Raw genomic sequence first — 20,825 nt, forward strand, 5'->3', positions numbered from 1 at the left:
TAGCGAAGCGTAATCGGACGTTCGCGATACAAATATGTCGTAATAGTACCAGTTGCCTTCAGAGACCGACTTTTATACGGTCTTTTTATTCACCTGTATATTTACTGGCATAACACCCGCCAAGGAGATAAATGAAGCCTGACTTAACCGGCACACGGATTGTGCTGCGCACGATTAGCCCGCAGGATGCCGCCGATCTGTTCGAGATTTATGGCAATCCACTAACCATGGAGTTTGCCTCTGATCCCTGCTTTACCTCCCCCGCCATGGTGACGCAGATGATGGCGAGCGTGGTGCGGCTGGAGCAAACGGGGGAGTCGCTGGAGTGGGCGATTGTCGAGCGGAAGAGCAATAAGGTGATCGGCACCTGCGGCATACACAGTTTCAGCGAGGCGGGCCACTGCTGCGAGGTGGGCTGCCTGCTTAATGCGGCCTATTGGCGCAGAGGGCTTATGTCGGAAGCGCTGGGATTGTTGTTCGCCCACGCCAGTACGCTGGGGGTCACCCGCCTCACCGCAGATATCGATGCAGATAACGTCCGCTCTATTGCCTTGTTTGAAAAGCTGGGCTTCAAGGCGCATACGGGGCGCTATCAGCGCACGCTCCCGTTTGTCTGACCCGAGACCAGAGACACAACGCCCTCCTCTCTCAGGCCGTTGTGGCAAGGATCAGCCATAAAAAAACCGGAACCCAAGGGTTCCGGTTTTTTTCATTCCAGCCGAGGCTGGTAAACCAGCAAATTAAGCCTGGTTTTTAACTTCTTTCAGACCACGGAAAGGAGCTTTGGCACCCAGAGCTTCTTCGATACGGATCAGCTGGTTGTACTTGGCAACACGGTCAGAACGGCTCATGGAACCGGTCTTGATCTGGCCAGCAGCAGTACCAACAGCCAAGTCGGCGATGGTCGCGTCTTCGGTCTCACCGGAGCGGTGGGAGATGACGGCAGTGTAGCCAGCGTCTTTGGCCATCTTGATGGCAGCCAGAGTTTCGGTCAGGGAACCGATCTGGTTGAACTTGATCAGGATGGAGTTGGCAACGCCGTTGTCGATACCGCGCTTCAGGATCTTGGTGTTGGTTACGAACAGGTCGTCACCAACGATCTGGATTTTCTTGCCCAGTTCAGCAGTCTGGTAAGCAAAACCGTCCCAGTCAGATTCGTCCAGGCCATCTTCGATGGAGACGATCGGGAACTTGGTGGTCAGGTCAGCCAGGTAGTCAGAGAAACCGTTGGAGGTGAAGATACGACCTTCGCCTTTCAGGTTGTACTCTTTCTTCTCTGCGTCGTAGAACTCGGAAGCAGCACAGTCCATCGCCAGAGTGATGTCGGTGCCCAGCTTGTAACCGGCAGCAGCAACGGCTTCAGCGATTACTTCCAGTGCTTCGGCGTTGGATTTCAGGTTAGGAGCGAAACCACCTTCGTCACCGACTGCTGTGTTGTAGCCCTTGGACTTCAGCACTTTGGCCAGGTTGTGGAACACTTCAGCGCCCATGCGAACGGCTTCTTTCAGGGTCTTGGCGCCAACCGGCTGGATCATGAACTCCTGGATGTCGACGTTGTTGTCGGCGTGCTCACCACCGTTGATGATGTTCATCATCGGCAGCGGCATGGAGTAAACACCAGCAGTGCCGTTCAGCTCAGCGATGTGAGCATACAGCGGCATGCCTTTGGCAGCAGCGGCGGCTTTGGCGTTAGCCAGGGAAACAGCCAGGATGGCGTTGGCGCCAAACTTGGATTTGTTCTCGGTGCCGTCGAGGTCGATCATGATCTGGTCGATAGCGGCCTGGTCCTTGGCATCTTTACCCAGCAGAGCTTGAGCAATCGGGCCGTTTACGGCTTCGAGGGCTTTCAGAACGCCTTTACCCAGGAAACGGCTCTTGTCGCCGTCACGCAGTTCCAGCGCTTCGCGGGAACCGGTAGATGCGCCAGACGGAGCTGCTGCCATACCAACAAAACCACCTTCCAGGTGAACTTCGGCCTCAACGGTCGGGTTACCACGGGAGTCGATGATTTCACGACCGATTACTTTAACGATCTTGGACATGTGTATTTCCTCAGGTTTCGTAAAAAAACAACAAAAATATGCCAAAAAAAGCGGCTGTGGCACAGAGCCCCAACCGCATTTATTTTAAATTACTTCAAATTACGCTTCTGATACTCGCCTGCCGCCTTCACAAACCCGGCAAACAGAGCGTGGCCATCACGAGGAGTGGAAGTGAACTCCGGGTGGAACTGCGCTGCCACAAACCAGGGGTGATCCGGGATCTCGATAATTTCCACCAACTTTTTGTCGGCGGAGAGACCGGTCACTTTCAAACCGGCTGCTTCAATTTGCGGCAGCAGCTTGTTGTTCACTTCGTAACGGTGACGGTGACGCTCATAAATGGTCGGGCTGCCGTACATCTGACGCACCTTGGAACCTTCGACCAAGTGGCAGAGCTGGGAACCCAGACGCATGGTGCCGCCCAGATCAGAGCCTTCGGTACGGGTCTCGACGTTACCTTCTTCATCAACCCACTCGGTGATGAGGCCGACAACCGGATAGGCACAATCTTTCTTGAACTCGGAAGAGTGGGCGCCAGCCATGCCCGCGACGTTGCGAGCGAATTCGATCATGGCAACCTGCATGCCGAGGCAGATACCCAGGTAGGGGATCTTGTTCTCGCGGGCATACTGGGCCGCCAGAATTTTACCTTCCACGCCACGCTCACCGAAGCCACCCGGGACCAGAATCGCATCCAGACCTTCCAGCAGCTCGGAGCCACGGGTCTCGATATCCTGGGAGTCGATGTACTTGATGGTGACGGAAAGACGGGTCTTGAGACCACCGTGCTTGAGTGCTTCGTTGACGGATTTGTAGGCATCCGGCAGGGAGACGTACTTGCCGACCATACCGATGGTCACTTCTGCGGTCGGGTTGGCCTCTTCGAACACAACCTGTTCCCACTCGGACAGATCGGCTTCCTTGCACTCCAGACCGAAACGTTCGGTGAAGTAGGAGTCCAGATTCTGGGACTTGAGCAGTGCCGGGATCTTGTAGATGGAGTCGACATCTTTCATCGAGATGACGGCGCGCTCTGGCACGTTGCAGAACAGGGCGATTTTGGCGCGCTCGTTGGCCGGAATGGCACGGTCAGAGCGGCAGATCAGCACATCCGGCTGGATACCGATGGAGAGCAGCTCTTTAACTGAGTGCTGGGTCGGCTTGGTCTTCACTTCACCGGCAGCCGCCAGGTAAGGCACCAGCGTCAGGTGCATGAACATGGCGTTGTTGCGGCCAACGATGGTCGCCAGCTGGCGAATCGCTTCGAGGAACGGCAGGGATTCGATATCACCCACGGTACCGCCCACTTCGACGATGGCAACCTGATGGCCTTCGGCACCGGCAATCACCCGCTCTTTGATGGCGTTGGTGATGTGCGGGATAACCTGAATGGTGGCACCCAGATAGTCACCACGGCGCTCTTTACGCAGTACATCGGCGTAGATACGGCCGGTGGTAAAGTTGTTGCGACGGGTCATCTTGGTGCGGATGAAACGCTCGTAGTGGCCCAAATCCAGATCGGTTTCGGCCCCGTCCTCGGTTACGAACACTTCACCATGCTGGGTCGGGCTCATGGTGCCCGGATCCACGTTGATGTACGGGTCCAGTTTCATGATGGTCACATCCAGACCACGGGCTTCCAGAATGGCCGCCAGAGAAGCTGCGGCAATGCCTTTGCCGAGGGATGAAACAACGCCACCAGTTACAAAAATATATTTTGTCGTCATGCTGAACCTGAAAGAAGTTTAGGGAGTTTTAAGGGGTGCTTCGGGGATGAAGCAGGACGGGGAAACAATATAGCAAAAACCCCTCTCCCAAACAATGAACAAAAATCTATCAGGCTCATCGTCACCCCATCTTGCGCCAAATCAATTTTGCTCGGTTTCCTTGGCCCGATCCCAGGCAGCATCTAGCTTTTCAAGGGTGCAATCGGTCATTTTCAAGCCTTCTGCGGCGATAAACTGCTCAACCTGACGAAAGCGCCGCTCGAACTTGCCATTGGCGCCTCGCAACACCTGCTCCGGATCCTTGCCCAGATGGCGCACCAGATTGACGGTGGCAAACAACAGATCGCCGAGTTCGTCGCTGACCCGCGCCTCGTCCACATCGGCCATCAGTGCCTCTTCCATCACTTCGTCGATCTCTTCGTGGATCTTGTCCACCACCGGGCCGAGTGTCTTCCAGTCAAAGCCGACGGTGGCGCAGCGTTTCTGGATCTTGGCGGCGCGGGTCAAGGCGGGCAAGGAGAGCGGGATATCATCCAGCACGCTCTCTTTATCAAGGGCCGCCCGCTCTTTGGCTTTTTCCGCTTCCCAATTGGCCTTCACCGCCTGCTCATTATCGAGGTCTGCATCAGAAAAGACGTGAGGATGGCGGCGAATGAGCTTTTCACTCACCGTATCGATGATATCGGCAAAATCGAACAGTCCTCGTTCCTTACCAAGCTGGGCATAAAACACCACCTGAAACAGCAGATCGCCCAACTCCCCTTTCAACCCCTGCCAATCCTCGGTCTCGATGGCATCGGCCACTTCATAGGCCTCTTCCAGGGTGTGCGGCACTATGCTCTGGAAGTTCTGCTTCAGATCCCAGGGGCAACCGGTTTGCGGATCGCGCAGACGAGCCATGATGTCGAGCAGTTGGGGAAGGTCGTAACGTTGGGACATGGGCTACTCACTATCGATTCGTTAAAGGGGGATCAAGCAACATCAAGCCGCGCAGCCGGTCAATCTCATGTCGAGCAAGTGAGAGCGGTCGTAACGCTGGGACACGGGATATTCGCTTGTTGATGCGTACCACAGGAGAAAAACAGTGACCGACCTAGCGGCCGGTCACGAGTTGGGGCTTGATGACAATCAGAGACGCTTGGCGCTGATCACATCGTTAAGCTGGCTCAACTTGGCCAACGCCCGGTTGAAGGCGTTGATGTTGTAAATCTCCAGCTCCATGTCGATCTCGGCGGTCTGCTCACGCATATTCGAGCGCGAGCGCACCCCCATCACGTTGATCTTCTCGTTTGCCAGCACTGTGGTGATATCACGCAGCAAGCCGGAGCGATCGTTGGAGATGATCCGGATGGTAAGGCCGTATCCGCCGGAGTAGTTCTCCCCCCACACCGCATCGATCAGCCGCTCCGGATTGCGCCGTGACAGCTCCTTGAGCTGCTCGCAATCTTCCCGGTGGATCGAGACGCCGCGCCCCATGGTGATGAAGCCCTGAATGGAGTCTCCCGGGATCGGCTGACAGCAGCGGGCGATATGGGTCATCAGGTTGCCGACCCCTTCCACCACTATGTGATCTTTGGGTTTGTGGCGCAGCGGCGCATTGGCCTTCTGTTCCAGCTTCTCCAGCAGGCGGCGATCTTCTTCCTCCGCCGTCGGCTTGTTGTAGCAGGTGTCGAGATAGTTGAGCACCTGGTTGATGCGGATATCGCCACTGCCGATACCGGCCAGCAGATCGTCGGTGCTCTCCTGATTGAAGCGGCGCAGCATGTTGCCCTTGTCGATCTTGGACATGCTGAGGTTATGGCGATCCAGCTCTTTCTCGAACAGCTCGCGACCGGCCACGATATTCTTGTCCCGATCCAGCTTTTTGAACCAGGTCGCCACCTTGGCCCGCGCCCGGCTGGAGCGCAGGAAACCGGAGTTGGGGTTCATCCAGTCGCGGCTCGGGTTCGGCTCCTTCTGGGTGATCACCTCAACCTGATCGCCGGTCTGCAACGCATAGGTGAACGGCACGATGCGGCCATCAATTTTGGCACCAATGCAGCGGTGGCCGATCATGCTGTGGACGTGATAGGCAAAGTCGAGCGGAGTCGCCCCTGCTGGCAAGTCGATCACATCCCCTTTCGGGGTGAAGACGTAGACCCGATCTTCGAACACCTGACTACGCAGATCTTCGAGCAGGGAACCGCTCTCGGAAAGATCCTCCTGCCAGGCAAGCAGCTTGCGCAGCCACTCAATTTTGTCTTCGAAGTTGTTGGCCTTGTTGACCGCATGAGCCCCTTCCTTGTAGCGCCAGTGAGCCGCTACGCCGAGCTCCGCATCCTGATGCATCTGATCGGTACGGATCTGGATCTCGACGGTCTTGCCTTCGGGCCCGACCACCACGGTATGGATCGACTGATAGCCGTTGGGTTTGGGGTTGGCGACATAGTCGTCAAACTCACGGGGAATATGGTGGAAGTGGGTATGCACGATGCCGAGCGCCGCATAGCAATCCTGCAGCCGCTTGGTCACTACCCGTACCGCACGCACGTCGAACAGCTCGTTGAATTCGAGGTGTTTTTTCTGCATCTTGCGCCAGATGCTGTAGATGTGTTTCGGACGACCGTTGACTTCAGCCTCGACCCCCGCCTCTTTGAGGCCATCTCGCAGCGATTGCACAAACTCGCGGATGTAACGCTCCCGATCAAGACGCTTTTCATCGAGCTGCTTGGCGATCTGCTTGTAGGTGTCCGGGTGCAGGTAACGGAAGGCGAGATCTTCCAGCTCCCACTTGAGCTGGCCGATGCCGAGCCGGTTGGCCAGCGGCGCATAGATGTTGGTGATCTCCTGAGCCATCAAGACCCGGGTCTCTTCATCAGCCTTCTTTGCTTCCCGCAGGCAGGCGATCCGCTCCGCCAGCTTGATCACCACGGCGCGCACATCCTCGACCATGGCGAGCAACATGCGGCGCACGTTATCGACCTGTTCCGGCGAGGTTTCACTGCGATGGAGGGTCTGCAGGGAGCGAATCGCTTCCATCTCCAGCACCCCTTCCACCAGCTTGGCGATCTTGGGGCCGAAGTCTTCGTCCATCCGCTCCTGACTGATGAGACCCGCCTCGACGAAGGGGTAGATGATCGCAGCCTTGAGGGTGCCGAGATCCATGCTGAGCATCAACAGGATGCCCGCCATCTCGACGCCACGCACCAGCAGGCGGCTGGTGAGGGCTTCGTCTCCGAGCGTCAGACAATACTGGTAAACGGTTCGCAGCTGATCTTTGTCACTGTCACTCAGTGCGAGTGAGCCAACCCACTCCTCCAGAGTGAAGTTATCTTTCAAATGAATATCGCGAACCGCCACCATGGTATCAATCCTTTAAATTATCGGGCCGAAAGCTAGCGCTTTCTCTCCTCATGAGACTGCGTCAAATGGGGATGTTCAGGGTGCTTTTCAAGGCATATTGTCAAAAAAGACAATAGAGTAGCCCCACCGACCCTACCTATGTACGAGTGCCTAGCTTACCCCAATCACGACAGCCCAAACAGCGCCAAGCTGTAACACAGGGTGGACTTTTGTCGCTCTCGCGCAACCGAACCAAAGACCCCAGATGGCCACTGCGGAGCATCTGGGAAGCCGTTTCCTAGGTCCGCTCAAACAGCGCCATGGATTCCAGATGGCCAGTGTGAGGGAACATGTCGAGCATGCCGAGACGCACCAGACGGTAGCCCCCTTTCACCAGCACCTGACTGTCACGAGCCAGGGTGACCGGGTTACAGGAGACATAGACCACCCGCTTGGGGGAAAGTTTCACTACGTGTCCCATCACTTCCAGCGCACCGGGGCGAGCCGGATCCAGCAGCACCAGATCAAACCCTTCCCGCGCCCAGGACATGCCGACGATGTCACCGCTCAGGTCCGCCTTGTAAAAACGGGCATTGGTGATGCCGTTGCGACGGGCGTTCTCTTCAGCCCGCTGCACCATGGCCAGCTCACCTTCGACACCGACTACTTCCCGGGCCTGATGGGCCAGTGGCAAGGTGAAGTTACCTATGCCGCAGAACAGATCGAGCACCTTGTCATCTTTGGTCGCGCCGAGCCATGCCAACGCCTGCTCAACCATGCTCTGGTTGATCGGGCCATTGACCTGAATGAAATCACCGGGAACAAATGCAAGAGACAGGCCATCCAGTGAGTAGGACGGGGAAAATTGTTGCTGTAGTGCTTCGATACGCTCATCCGCCGCCTGCAGGTAGAGGTCGATCCCCTGAGCCTGAGCAAACGCCACCAGCAGGGCGCGATCCGCCTCATTGGGGCGACCGGTATGGCGCAGCAGCATCAAGATCCCCTGCTCGGCCTGGATAAGCTCGGCGTGGCCCAACTCACGCTGGCTCTTGAGCCGGTTGAGGCACTCACGCAGCGGCGGGATAAGTGCCGAGAGCGGTGCGGTCAGCACCGGACAGCCGTCGATTTCAACCAAATCGTTGCTGTTGCGACGGCGAAAACCGACCCGGGTGCAGCGACCATTCTTGTCAAATTTGATGGCCAGTCGACAGACCCGGCGGTAGGCGCGATCTTCACCGGTCAGTACCGGATCCAGTGCCGGGGCCTGAATATTGCCCAACCGCTCGAACAGACTGACCAGTCCCGCTGCCTTGGCACTCTGCTGATCGGCCACTGACATCTGCTGGGCATTGCAACCGCCGCACTCGCGGAAGTGGCTACAGAAGGGGGCAATGCGATTGGCCGCTGGCGTTACCACTTGTTGCAACGCCGCGTGGCCATATTGTTTCTTGTCTTCGGTGATACGAGCCTTGACGACCTCGCCGGGCAGCGCCCCTTCAACGAAGATCGCCTTACCCTGGTGACGACCAATACCGACGCAATGATGATCCAGACTGTCTATCGTAAATTCAATACGTTGGAGCTGGGTTGACTTCTTTTGGGGCTTGAAAAACTGGGCCATAAAACTTGGTGCCTATAGGTGGCTATGTCATGATTGTGGAATCTGCAGCTGGGTATTGTCCCACAAGAATAATAGTATGACCAAATACGGCCACAGAGCCCGTGTATTGCCATCGACCCTATCGCCAATCCAGTTCACTGGTGACCTGTTCGTATGACCAAATATGGCCTGAGAGCACGCGTTCTCGCCTTTACCATTTTGCCCACCCTGATCATCGGTGGCCTGATGGCCGGTTACTTTACCTTCCACCGCTATCAGCAGTTGGAAAACAACCTCATCGATCAGGGGATCAACATCATTGAACCCCTGGCGATTGCCAGTGAATATGGCATGACCCAGCACAGCCGCGAGTCCCTCAAACGGCTGATTGGCCTGACCCACCGCAAAAACTCTCCGCTGATCAAGTCCATCGCTGTCTTCACCCAGGACAATCAGCTGTTCGTCACCTCGAACTATCACCGGGATTTCACCCGGCTCAGATTGCCAGATGGGGTGCCGATCCCGGATCTGACCAGCATCACCTTGCAGGGGGACGACATCATTTTGCGCACCCCGATCCAGGCCGAAACCAGCATGGACGGTTTCCCGCTGCCCAGCGATGCCGAGCCACCGATGATCGGTTATATCGCGATGCAGATGACCACAGATCGGGCCATGCTGCTGCAGTACCGCGATACCTTCTTCGCCATCATCATGGTGATCATCGGCGTCGCCTTCAGCACCCTGTTTGGTTTCCGGCTGGTCAAGAGCGTGACCCAGCCCATCACCAACATGGTGCAGGCGGTGCACAAGATCAGGGAGGGGCGGCTCGATACCCGGGTCAGCGGTCAGCTCACCGGCGAGCTGGATATGCTGAAAAACGGCATCAACGCCATGGCCAAGGCGCTCTCCGAATATCACGAAGAGATGCAACAGAATATCGATCAGGCCACCTCGGATCTGCGAGAAACGCTGGAACAGATTGAGATCCAGAACGTCGAGCTCGACATGGCCAAGAAACGGGCGCAGGAGGCGGCGCGGGTCAAATCGGAGTTTCTGGCCAACATGTCTCACGAGCTACGCACCCCGCTCAACGGCGTCATCGGCTTCACCCGCCAGTTGCTGAAAACCAGCCTGACCCCGAGCCAGACCGACTACATGCAGACCATCGAGAAGTCGGCGCGCAACCTGCTTGGCATCATCAACGACATCCTCGACTTCTCGAAGCTGGAGGCAGGCAAGCTGCAGCTGGAGCACATTCCATTCAGCCTGCGCGACACCCTCAACGAAACCATGCATCTGCTCGGCCCCAGTGCCCACGACAAACAGCTGGAACTGTCGTTACGGGTGGATGCGAACGTACCGGACACCCTCACCGGTGACCCCATGCGGCTGCAACAGGTGCTGACCAACCTCACTGGCAACGCCATCAAGTTCACCGAGCAGGGCAACGTAGATGTCCATATCGAACAGATCGGCAGTGGCCACCACAAGGTGAGACTCAACGTCCAGATCCGCGATACCGGCATCGGCATCTCGCCAGAGCAACAGCGCCAGCTCTTCCAGGCTTTTAACCAGGCCGACTCCTCCATCTCTCGCCGCTACGGCGGCACGGGCTTGGGACTCGTCATCACCCAGAAGCTGGTCCAGCAGATGGGTGGCCAGATCCGTTTTGAATCGGTACTGGACCAGGGCTCGACCTTCTCGTTCAGTCTGGATGTGGAGGTCTCACCGCTGCCTCAAACCGACCAGCTGCCGCTGGATCGTATTCAGGGTAAACGGCTCTGGCTGCTGGAACCGGACACCTTCGCCCAGGCCTCGCTGCTTGCACTGCTGGCCGAGTGGCAGCTCGACGTGCACCCCTTGGCCATTGACGCCCCCTGGCCCGCGATAAGCGATCAGGATATGGTGCTGATCGGCAGCAGCACCCGACACATACCGCAGCAAGTGCTCCAGCGGCTCGACAGCCTGAGCGGGCAGCAGCAGAACACCATAGTGCTGCTGAGCAGCCACGAACCGGCGCTCTATGAAGCTATGCTGGCCCACGGTGCCCAGCACTGCCTCTCCAAACCGGTCAACCATCGCAAGCTGCTGCACGCCCTGCTCTCACCGGAAGCGAGCCGCCACAAACTGCCAGCGCAGCCCGCCCACCACCCATTGCAGCCGATCAAGGTGCTGGCGGTGGATGACAACGCCGCCAACCTCAAGCTGATCGCCGCCATGCTCAAGGAGATGGTCAGTCAGGTGGTGGTGTGCAAGAACGGCAAAGAGGCGGTCAAACAGGCCCGCAGCCAGCCATTCGACATCATCTTTATGGATATCCAGATGCCGATCATGGATGGCATCAGCGCCACCCAGGCGATCCGCAACCAGTCACTCAACACCACCACCCCGATCGTGGCGGTGACCGCCCACGCCATTCCCGGTGAACGGGAGCGGCTGATCCGCCAGGGGATGGATGACTATCTGACCAAGCCCATCGACGAGAGCATGTTGGCCCAGCTGATCACCGATTTTGCCCATCGTCGTCATCAGAATGACGGTGCCCAGCAGATCGACTGGGCACTGGCGGTGCGTCAGGCGGCGGGGAAAGAGGATCTCGCCAAAGAGATGCTGACCATGCTGCTGGCCAACTTCGACGAAGTCGAGCCAGTGCTGGATGCCGCGCTGGCGAGTGAAGTTGCAGATGAGGAGGTGCTGACCCAGATCCACCGCCTTAACGGTGGTTGCGCCTACTCCGGCGTACCCGGCTTGCAGCGGCTACTCTCCCAGCTGGAGCAGCAACTGCGTGACGGCATGGTGGTCAGCGAGCTGGAGCCCGAACTGCTGGAGCTGCAGGATGCGCTGGAACTGGTGCGTCAGGAGGCACCCCGCTATCTTCCCTGACGCCAATTTGCTTGATTGAAACTGTATCGGTCCCCGCTTTTTCTGACGCGGGGGCCGCCAGATGGTAAAGTTGCGCCGTTTAAACAGGAGTCATCATGACCAACAACGATATTCTGCGCCGTCTGCGCTACGCCCTCACCATCAGCAACGATGAGATGGTCGACATGTTCGCCAAAGGCAACTTGCCGGTCACCCACACCGATCTGCACAGCTGGCTGATGAAAGAAGCGGCGGAAGGGGAAGAGCAAGAAGCAGGCTATGTGGCCTGCCCCGATGCGGCCCTGAGCCAATTTCTGGATGGCTTCATCATTGCCCGCCGTGGTGTGCGAGCGGATGCCCCCGCCCAGGTGATCCCGAACCGGATCAACAACAACCTGATCCTGCGCAAGCTGCGCATTGGTCTCAACTACAAAGAAGAGGATATGCTCGGCACCCTCAAGCTCGCCGACTTCAGCCTCTCCAAATCCGAGCTCAGTGCCCTGTTCCGCTCCAAGGATCACAAGCACTTTCAGGATTGCGGGGATCAGATCCTGCGCAACTTCCTGATCGGCCTCACTGCCAAGTACCGCGGCTAACAAGCAGCGCGGCTGACCGATCCAGAGAGCCCGACATGCGCCAGCGACTCACTCTTACCACGCTCACCGGACCGGCTGCAGCAGGGGGATGGCGCTGGCGCTTGTTACTCCCCCTCTTCTTCTTGCTGCTGGGCGGCTGCACGCCGGCCGAGTATCAGCTCTCTACCCGCCATCAAAGTGCCAACCAGAACGCCCGCATCGCCTTTCTGATCCTCCATTACACCGACGAAGATGATGCCAACTCCCTGCGCCTGCTGACCGAGCCGGAGCACAAGGTGAGCGCCCACTACCTGATCCCCCGCGAAAACCGCGAGACCCCGCTGCCGATCTATCAGCTGGTGCCGGACAGCGAACGCGCCTGGCATGCAGGGCGCAGCCGCTGGCACCAATATGCCGGGCTCAATGCCAGCTCCCTTGGCATCGAGATCGTCAACCTCGGCTATCCACCAGAAGATGAGCCGCTGGCCCCCGATGCGCGGCGCTGGCAACCCTACACCCCGGCGCAGATTGCCGCCGTCGGCGCCCTCAGCCGGGAGCTGGTCGCCCGCTACCAGATCCCGGCCACTCAGGTACTGGGCCACAGCGATGTCGCCCCCGAGCGCAAACAGGACCCCGGCCCCCACTTCCCCTGGCGCCAGCTCTATCTGGAATACGGGGTCGGCGCCTGGCCCGACGAAGCTAGGGTGGCCGAGCTGCTGGCCAGCCCCCTGCCTGACTGGGATGTGGCCATGTGGCAGCAGCAATTGGCCCGCTACGGCTACGGTCTGCCCCAGACTGGCCAGTGGGATGAGCAGAGCCGCGCCGTGATGCGCGCCTTTCAGCTCCACTTTCGAGCCAGCAAAGTCGATAGCGAAGCGGACCGCGAATGTCAGGCCATCCTGATGGCGCTGCTCGAAAAATACTTCTCCTGATCCCCCCGCACTACTACGTACGGTTTGATAGCCATTAGCTATCAAACCGTTAGCCACGAGCAATTGTCCCTCTATTTTGCAAGGCGTTACTCTTACTGCGTTCCGAAAGACAATTTCAAACCGATTTCCACATCTGGAGGTGAATGATGAAAAGCCCGATTGGTCTTGATACTGCTCAATCACAAGCCCTGGCAGCCGAGTTGAACAAATTGCTGGCCAGCTACCAGATCCTCTACATGAACGTGCGCGGCTTCCACTGGAATATCCGTGGCAACCAGTTCTTCGAACTGCACCTGAAATTTGAAGAGATTTACAACGACCTGCTGCTCAAAGTCGATACCCTGGCCGAGCGGATCCTGACGCTGGATAGCGTGCCCATGCACAGCTTCAGCGACTATCTGAAAGTCTCTGCCATCCCCGAGCAAAAGGGGCTGCACGATGGCCGCGCCTGTGTCGAATCGCTGCTGGAGAGCTTCCGTGAACTGCTGGTCGCCCAGCGCCGCATTCTGGGGCAGGCCGCCGAAGCCGGTGATGAGGGCACCGCCTCCATCCTCTCCGACTATGTGCAACAGCAGGAGAAACTGGTCTGGATGCTGCGTGCTTACCTGGCCTAACCCATTGTTAAAATGAGTGTTGTTGCAAGAAATCGTTATAAACCCTTGTTGTAAACCAGCGTTGTCTCTCCTGTTATCCACCCGCTTGCCGCCCTGTTTGGGCGGCTTTTTTGTTTTTGATCTGCATCAAGGGAACCTTAATTGGCAAATTGAATGCCTATTAAGTTTTTCGTGAGGGGAATAGAATCACCACAAAACAGACAACTGAAATGTCCAATTAGGAGAGGCATAATGTTTTGTGTGCAATGTGAACAGACAATTCGTACCCCGGCTGGCAATGGCTGTGCCTACGCACAAGGTATGTGTGGCAAAACGGCGGAAACCTCGGATCTGCAGGATGTGCTGATCTATACCCTGCAAGGGCTCAGCGCCTGGGCGCAGGCCGCCCGCGAGCACAACATCATCGACCGCGAAATCGATGCCTTCGTGCCCAAGGCCTTCTTTGCCACCCTCACCAACGTCAACTTTGACTCCGCCCGCATCGTGGCTTACGTCAATCAGGCCCTCGCTTATCGCCAGCAGCTGGCCGATCGTCTGACCGCCATGGCGGTGCAGGCCAACGATTTGCCGCAGTCCGCCCACTTCGAGCCCGGCGCCGAGTTGCTGGAACAGCTCGCCCATGCCGCACCTGCCGCCCCTAATCGGGGCAAGAGTGAGGTGAACGAGGACATCATGGGGCTGCGCCTGCTCTGCCTCTACGGCCTCAAAGGCGCCGCCGCCTACATGGAGCACGCCCGGGTGCTGGATCAACAGAGTGACGAGGTGGCCGCCGAATTCCACCGCATCATGAGCTGGCTCAGCACAGACCCGAACGAAATGGGTCGGCTATTCAGTTGCGCTATGGAGATCGGTCAGCTCAACTTCAAGATCATGGAGATGCTGGATCTGGGTGAAACCAGCGCCTTCGGCCATCCGGAACCGACCCAGGTCAGGGTCACGCCGATCCCCGGCAAGTGCATTCTGGTCTCCGGCCACGACATGGTGGATCTCAAGCTCATTCTGGAGCAGACCGCTGGCACCGGCATTCATGTCTACACCCACGGTGAGATGCTGCCCGCGCTGGCCTACCCCTTCTTCAAACAGTACCCCCATCTGGTGGGCAACTACGGCTCCGCCTGGCAGAACCAGCAGAAGGAGTTTGCCAACTTCCCGGGCGCCGTGGTGATGACCTCCAACTGCATCATCGACCCGAATGTGGGTAACTACTCAGATCGCATCTTCACCCGCTCCATCGTCGGCTGGCCAGGCGTAACCCATCTGGAGGGGGATGATTTCTCCGCCGTGATTGCCAAGGCACTGGCACTAGATGGCTTCAAACACACCGAGCTCGAGCACTTCATCACCATCGGTTTTGCCCGCAACGCCCTGATGCAGGCTGCCCCCGCGGTGATTGAGAAGGTAAAAGCCGGGGAGATCAGCCACTTCTTTCTGGTGGGGGGCTGTGATGGCGACAAGGCCGAGCGCGCCTACTTCACCGAATTTGCCAAGGCTGCACCAAAAGACAGCCTGCTGCTCACCCTGGGCTGCGGCAAGTACAAGTTCAACAAGCTCGACTTTGGCGACATTGGCGGCATTCCGCGCCTGCTGGACGTGGGCCAGTGCAACGATGCCTACTCCGCCATTCAGCTGGCATTGGCGCTCTCCGAGGCGTTCGAGTGCGGCATCAACGATCTGCCGCTGACCCTGGTGCTCTCCTGGTTCGAGCAAAAAGCCATCGTCATTCTGCTCACCCTGCTCTCCCTCGGGGTGAAAGACATTCGTACCGGCCCGACCGCCCCCGCCTTCCTCACCCCGGCTCTGCTCAAGGTGCTGGAGGAGCAGTTTGGCCTGAAAGGGACCACTACGGCCGAGGCTGACTTGGCCGAGATCCTGGCAGCCTGATCAGCACCTCATGTTGTAAGCGTTTGGCGAGCCGCCCGGCTCGCCTTTTTTCTGGATCCGGCTTTTTCATCAGACGTTTTTCAAACTGTTTCAAACCTTATCAAACCCAAGGAGCCTTGTGATGACCGCTCTCACCCTCACCTGTATTGGCCGCCAACAGAACACCCACGATGTGGTGAGCTGGCAGCTGGCGCCGGTTGCAGGCAGCCTCCCTCCCGTACTGGCTGGCCAGTGCATCACCCTGCATACCGAGATTGATGGCCAGCCGGAGTGCCGTGCCTATACCCTCTCCTCCAGCCCGCAGGATTCATACTGGCAGGTGACCATCAAGGAGGTGGGGCGGGTCTCCCGCCATCTGCACCAGACCTTGCAGGTGGGTGATCAAATAAGGGCTGATGGCCCGTTCGGCGATTTCAATCTGACCGCCTTGCCCTGCGAACGGCCGCTGCTGCTCAGTGCCGGTTCCGGCATCACCCCCATGTGGGCCATGGTGCGAGACGAGCTCGCCAAACGGCCGGATGCAAACATCCACTTTCTCCACAGCGCACGTTCGCCAGCGGATGTGATCTTCGCCGACGAGCTGGCAGCCTTGGCCGAGGCCCATCCCGGTGTACGGCATGCCCTGATCCTGGAACAGGCCCCTTCAGGTCACCCCTGGGTTGGTCGCCTCACCCCCGCCATGCTGGCCGAACTGGCCCCTGATCTGCTCGCTCGCCATGTCTATCTCTGTGGCCCCACGCCCTATATGGCGGCGGTCAGAACCATGCTGACGGAGCTGGGATTGCCGCCAGAGCAACTGCATCAGGAATCCTTTGGCCTTCCTCCAGCAGAGCCCGCCACAACCACCAGCGACCACTTCTGGCTGACCCTAAAAAAGAGCGGCAAGAAAGTGAAAATCCTGCCGGGCCAGACCCTGCTGGCGGCGCTGGAAGCGGCGGGTGAAACCATGATGGCGGCTTGTCGCGCCGGGGTATGTGGCAGCTGTCGTTGCACCACCACAGGTGACATCGAGCGCCTGAGCGTGATGACATTGAGCCCGCATGATCTGGAGCGCGGCGTTGCTCTGGCTTGCTCCTGCTGTGCCAAGGGGGATATCAGCCTCGATTATTGAGACGTGGTGAAGGCGTCATCGGTATCCCAGCCTTTTCCCAAGTGGGCAGGGGCGCTAGACTCTGCCCCCAGTTTCACCAGAACACGGGATAAAAAATGACAATACTGGTCACAGGCGGCGCCGGCTATATCGGCTCCCACACCCTGGTTGAACTGCTCAGCGCGGGGCAACAGGTCGTGGTACTCGACAACCTCTCCAACTCCTCACCGGAGTCACTCAAGCGGGTCGAGCAGATCACCGGCAAGCCGGTCACCTTCGTCGAAGGGGATGTGCTGGACAGAGCCTGTCTGCAGCAACTGTTTGCCAACCACCAGATCGAATCGGTGATCCACTTCGCCGGTCTCAAGGCGGTCGGTGAGTCAAGCCAGATCCCGCTCACCTACTACCAGAACAACATCAGCGGCACTCTAGTGCTGTGCGAAGAGATGGCCAAGGCTGGCGTTTTCCGGCTGGTATTCAGCTCCTCGGCTACCGTCTATGGCGATCCCGCTTCGGTACCGCTGCGGGAAGATTTCCCCACCAGCGCCACCAACCCCTACGGTCGCTCCAAGCTGATGGTGGAAGAGATCCTCCGTGACTTGTCCAAATCCGATCCCCGCTGGGCTATCGTGCTGCTGCGTTACTTCAACCCGGTCGGCGCCCATGATAGCGGCCTGATTGGTGAAGACCCCAACGGCATCCCCAACAACCTGCTGCCCTATATCAGCCAGGTCGGTGTCGGCAAGCTCAAGGAGCTGGGGGTATTTGGCAACGACTACCCAACCCCGGATGGCACCGGTGTGCGCGACTACATCCATGTGGTGGATCTGGCCATCGGCCACCTGAAAGCACTGGCGCGCATCAAGAGCAACAGCGGCGTCTTCACCTACAACCTGGGCACCGGTCAGGGCTACTCGGTACTGGAGATGGTCAAGGCGTTCGAGGTAGCCAGCGGCCGCCCCATTCCCTACCAGATCAAACCCCGCCGCCCGGGCGACATCGCCGAGTGCTGGGCCGAACCGACGCTGGCCCGTGCCGAGCTGGGTTGGCAGGCAGAGCGCGGTCTGGAGCAGATGATGGTCGATACCTGGCGCTGGCAAAGCAACAACCCGAACGGCTATCAAGGCTGATGATCTAGCGGGCTGATAACAAAACGCCCCGACATCAAGATGTCGGGGCGTTTTATTTTGCGGCAGTGACTCAGCTGGTCTGGCTGCGCAGCAGTGGCAACGGAGCCAGATAGGGAACAATTCGCCCAATCAGCCGATCCGCCAGCGGAGTCAGCAGCAACCAGGGCAGACAGAGGGTCGCCAGCCCCAGCGCGCCGACATAGACGTCGGTAAACCAGTGGGCGCCCGCCAGAATGCGCGGCGCGGAAAAGATTGGCACCATCAGCAATGCGGTGACACCCGCCCAGCGCGGCAGATAGCGCAGGGCAAAACCGGCGAAGATCATCAAAAAGAGGGCGTGATCCCCCGGGAAGCTATCGCCGGAAGAGTCCTTGGTCGGAATGCCGCTGATCTGGGTCACCCGCAGCGCATCGGCCACCATCAGGGTCGGGCTGGGTCGCGCCACCGGCAATCTGTGACCAAGCTGGTTGATCACCAGTGCGCTCAGCAACATCACTATGCCCATCGCCACCAGCTGGCGACGACCCGCCAGATCCCGGGCGAAGAAACTGCGGGCCAGGATCAGCCCCATACAGGCCAGTACCGCCAGATCGAACAGCCGGTTATTGGTGATAGCCACCAGATCGGCCCACAGCGCCGACTGCCCGAGCCAGCCGTTAACGGTATGAAAAATCGCGAGGTCCCATTGGTCCCAGGGACCATGAGCTGGCAGCGCAGCCCAACTGATGGCCACCAGACCACCGACCAGATAGCAAAGCAAAAACTTGCCCATACAGACTCTCCCCAGAAATATGCGACAGCCATCACAAAAACGAGGCATTTTAAGGCGATTCCAGCTGAAATCAAGCTCCAAATAAAGCTAACGAAGTTAAATCCAGCCAGTGATCTCCTTGGGTCTGCCAAATTTCTGTCACCTTGCTAGAATGCGCACTTCCCTTTACTGCGAAAGGAAGCGGTATGCATATTCACATTCTCGGGATCTGCGGCACCTTTATGGGTGGTCTGGCGGTGTTGGCAAAACAGCTTGGTTACCGGGTGACCGGTTCTGATGCCAACGTCTATCCCCCCATGAGTACCCAGCTCGAGCAACAGGGCATCGAGCTGACCGAAGGCTATGACCCCTCCCAACTCGATCCGGCGCCGGATCTGGTGGTGATCGGCAATGCCATGAGCCGTGGCAACCCCTGTGTTGAATATGTGCTGGACCGCAATCTGCCCTATATCTCCGGCCCCCAGTGGCTGCTGGAGCATGTGCTGCAGGATCGCTGGGTACTGGCCGTCGCCGGCACCCACGGCAAAACCACCACCGCCAGCATGCTGGCCTGGGTGTTGGAGTACGCCAAGCTGGAACCCGGTTTCCTGATCGGCGGCGTGCCCGGCAACTTCCCGGTATCGGCCCGTCTCGGCTCTGCCCCCTTCTTCGTCATCGAAGCGGACGAGTATGACTGCGCCTTCTTCGACAAGCGCTCCAAGTTCGTTCACTACCACCCGCGCACTCTGGTGATGAACAACCTGGAGTTCGATCACGCGGACATCTTCCCGGATCTCGCCGCCATCCAGCGCCAGTTCCACCACCTGATGCGCACCGTGCCAAGCAACGGCCGGGTGCTGTTCCCGCAAGCTGATGACAACCTCACCGCCGTACGCAAGATGGGCTGCTGGAGCGAGGTGGAGCTGGTGGGTCAGGACGACGCCAAGTGGAAGGCGGTCAAGCTGGCCGATGACGGCTCCGCCTTCGAGGTGTGGCTGGATAGCGTGAAGCAGGGCGAGGTGCACTGGGAGTGCATCGGCGAGCACAACGTCAACAATGGTCTGATGGCCATCGCCGCCGCCCGCCATGCCGGTGTGATGGTGGAGCACGGCATAGCAGCCCTCTGCCAGTTCAAATCCCCCAAGCGGCGGATGGAGCTCAAGGGCGAGGTGGCCGGTATCAGCGTCTATGACGACTTTGCCCACCACCCCACCGCCATCGAGACCACCCTCGGCGGCCTGCGCGCCAAGGTGGGTGCGGCCCGTATTCTGGCGGTGCTGGAGCCGCGTTCCAACACCATGAAGCTCGGAGTGCACAAAGAAGAGCTGGCAGGCTGCTTCGATGGTGCCGACGAGGTGTTCTTCTTCCAGCCCCCCAACATCGGCTGGGATCTCGGCGAGGTGACCACCCACATGAGCCGACCGGCCAAGGTGTTCAACGATCTGGAGCCCCTGATCAACCGGCTGGTGGCCGAGAGCCGCGATGGCGACCATATTCTGATCATGAGCAACGGCGGCTTTGGCGGGATTCATGACAAGCTGATCGCCCGCCTCAAGGATTACCACGGCGAACTATGAACAAAGCAATCACCCTGGCGCTGACCGGCGCCTCCGGCGCCCCCTACGCCCTGCGTCTGCTCCAGTGTCTGGTGCAGGCGGACTATAAGGTCTACCTGCTCGCCTCCTCGGCGGCTCGTGTGGTACTCAAGACCGAGCAGCAGCAGGAGTGGCCCGGCTCGCCGAAAGAGCTCTCGGCCTATCTCTGTCGCCAGTATGGTGCCAAAGATGGGCAGATCGTCGCCTGCGGCAAGGAGGAGTGGTTCTCGCCGGTGGCCTCCGGTTCGGCGGCGCCCAAGCAGATGGTGGTCTGCCCCTGCTCCATGGGCACCGTCTCGGCCATTGCCAACGGCACCTCCGACAACCTGCTGGAGCGGGCGGCGGATGTGGTGATCAAGGAGCGCGGCCAGCTGATTCTGGTGCCCCGCGAAACCCCCTTCTCGGCAATCCATCTGGAGAACATGCTGAAACTGGCGCGGCTCGGGGTGACCATCATGCCCGCCGCCCCCGGTTTCTATCATGAGCCGAAAAGCATCGAAGATCTGGTGGACTTTATGGTCGCCCGCATCCTCGATCATCTGGGTGTCGAGCATGCACTGACCAGCCGCTGGGGCTATGGCCACCACTGAGGTGACCCGCCCCATCCGGCCATAAAAAAAGGCTATGTCCCAATTACGTGTTGCATGGGGTGCCCCAGCGCCTCATGCAGACACGCTTTGATATTCACTCCCTTCCCGTAAC

At 58.7% G+C, this 20,825-nt stretch carries 16 protein-coding genes; 10 read left to right on the forward strand and 6 right to left on the reverse strand.

Annotated elements, in window-relative coordinates:
• Positions 1-131: 131 nt before the first annotated feature.
• On the forward strand, positions 132-617 hold the full coding sequence (locus CF137_RS21050; RefSeq protein WP_139721458.1) for a GNAT family N-acetyltransferase: 486 nt from the start codon (positions 132-134) through the stop codon (positions 615-617).
• A 123-nt stretch (positions 618-740) separates the two neighbouring features.
• Here the strand turns inward: CF137_RS21050 and eno are convergent, their stop codons facing one another.
• From eno to rlmD, 5 genes are all read right to left on the reverse strand, one after another.
• Entirely contained in the window at positions 741-2,042 is a 1,302-nt protein-coding gene (gene eno, locus CF137_RS21055; protein ID WP_042023643.1) for a phosphopyruvate hydratase, read from the reverse strand.
• Between the two features lie 89 nt (positions 2,043-2,131).
• Positions 2,132-3,769, reverse strand: a complete 1,638-nt coding sequence (pyrG, locus tag CF137_RS21060; protein WP_068977696.1) for a glutamine hydrolyzing CTP synthase — start codon at positions 3,767-3,769, stop codon at positions 2,132-2,134.
• A 141-nt stretch (positions 3,770-3,910) separates the two neighbouring features.
• Complete coding sequence (gene mazG / locus CF137_RS21065; RefSeq protein ID WP_068977695.1) at positions 3,911-4,708, reverse strand: nucleoside triphosphate pyrophosphohydrolase; 798 nt, start codon at positions 4,706-4,708, stop codon at positions 3,911-3,913.
• A 189-nt stretch (positions 4,709-4,897) separates the two neighbouring features.
• A complete protein-coding gene (gene relA, locus CF137_RS21070) occupies positions 4,898-7,111 on the reverse strand; it encodes a GTP diphosphokinase (RefSeq protein WP_139721460.1) in 2,214 nt (737 codons plus the stop codon).
• Positions 7,112-7,388: 277 nt separating this feature from the next.
• A complete protein-coding gene (gene rlmD / locus CF137_RS21075) occupies positions 7,389-8,711 on the reverse strand; it encodes a 23S rRNA (uracil(1939)-C(5))-methyltransferase RlmD (RefSeq protein ID WP_139721462.1) in 1,323 nt (440 codons plus the stop codon).
• 153 nt (positions 8,712-8,864) lie between these two features.
• Between rlmD and barA the strand changes: the two genes are divergently transcribed.
• The 7 genes from barA to galE all read left to right on the forward strand — a co-directional run bounded on the left by barA (position 8,865) and on the right by galE (position 17,777).
• Positions 8,865-11,576, forward strand: coding sequence for a two-component sensor histidine kinase BarA (gene barA, locus CF137_RS21080; protein ID WP_139721464.1), 2,712 nt, complete (start codon positions 8,865-8,867; stop codon positions 11,574-11,576).
• A 95-nt stretch (positions 11,577-11,671) separates the two neighbouring features.
• A complete protein-coding gene (locus tag CF137_RS21085; protein WP_139721466.1) occupies positions 11,672-12,151 on the forward strand; it encodes a YehS family protein in 480 nt (159 codons plus the stop codon).
• 35 nt (positions 12,152-12,186) lie between these two features.
• Positions 12,187-13,062: an N-acetylmuramoyl-L-alanine amidase gene (locus tag CF137_RS21090; protein ID WP_139721468.1), complete on the forward strand. Its 876-nt coding sequence runs from the start codon at positions 12,187-12,189 to the stop codon at positions 13,060-13,062.
• A gap of 146 nt (positions 13,063-13,208) precedes the next feature.
• Entirely contained in the window at positions 13,209-13,676 is a 468-nt protein-coding gene (locus CF137_RS21095) for a Dps family protein (RefSeq protein WP_101348091.1), read from the forward strand.
• Between the two features lie 231 nt (positions 13,677-13,907).
• A complete protein-coding gene (hcp, locus tag CF137_RS21100; protein WP_139721470.1) occupies positions 13,908-15,557 on the forward strand; it encodes a hydroxylamine reductase in 1,650 nt (549 codons plus the stop codon).
• Between the two features lie 121 nt (positions 15,558-15,678).
• Positions 15,679-16,668 (forward strand): FAD-binding oxidoreductase, encoded by a 990-nt coding sequence (locus CF137_RS21105; protein ID WP_139721472.1) that lies wholly within the window; start codon positions 15,679-15,681, stop codon positions 16,666-16,668.
• A 95-nt stretch (positions 16,669-16,763) separates the two neighbouring features.
• Positions 16,764-17,777: a UDP-glucose 4-epimerase GalE gene (gene galE / locus CF137_RS21110; RefSeq protein WP_139721475.1), complete on the forward strand. Its 1,014-nt coding sequence runs from the start codon at positions 16,764-16,766 to the stop codon at positions 17,775-17,777.
• Between the two features lie 70 nt (positions 17,778-17,847).
• Here the strand turns inward: galE and CF137_RS21115 are convergent, their stop codons facing one another.
• Positions 17,848-18,549 (reverse strand): phosphatase PAP2 family protein, encoded by a 702-nt coding sequence (locus tag CF137_RS21115; protein ID WP_139721477.1) that lies wholly within the window; start codon positions 18,547-18,549, stop codon positions 17,848-17,850.
• 185 nt (positions 18,550-18,734) lie between these two features.
• Between CF137_RS21115 and mpl the strand changes: the two genes are divergently transcribed.
• Complete coding sequence (mpl, locus tag CF137_RS21120) at positions 18,735-20,105, forward strand: UDP-N-acetylmuramate:L-alanyl-gamma-D-glutamyl-meso-diaminopimelate ligase (protein WP_139721479.1); 1,371 nt, start codon at positions 18,735-18,737, stop codon at positions 20,103-20,105.
• Entirely contained in the window at positions 20,102-20,713 is a 612-nt protein-coding gene (locus CF137_RS21125; protein ID WP_139721481.1) for a flavin prenyltransferase UbiX, read from the forward strand. The genes mpl and CF137_RS21125 overlap by 4 nt, the downstream gene beginning before the upstream one ends.
• Positions 20,714-20,825: the final 112 nt, after the last annotated feature.

It is taken from the genome of Aeromonas sobria (assembly GCF_006243315.1).
In the GTDB taxonomy this organism is placed as follows: Bacteria; Pseudomonadota; Gammaproteobacteria; order Enterobacterales; family Aeromonadaceae; genus Aeromonas; species Aeromonas sobria_A.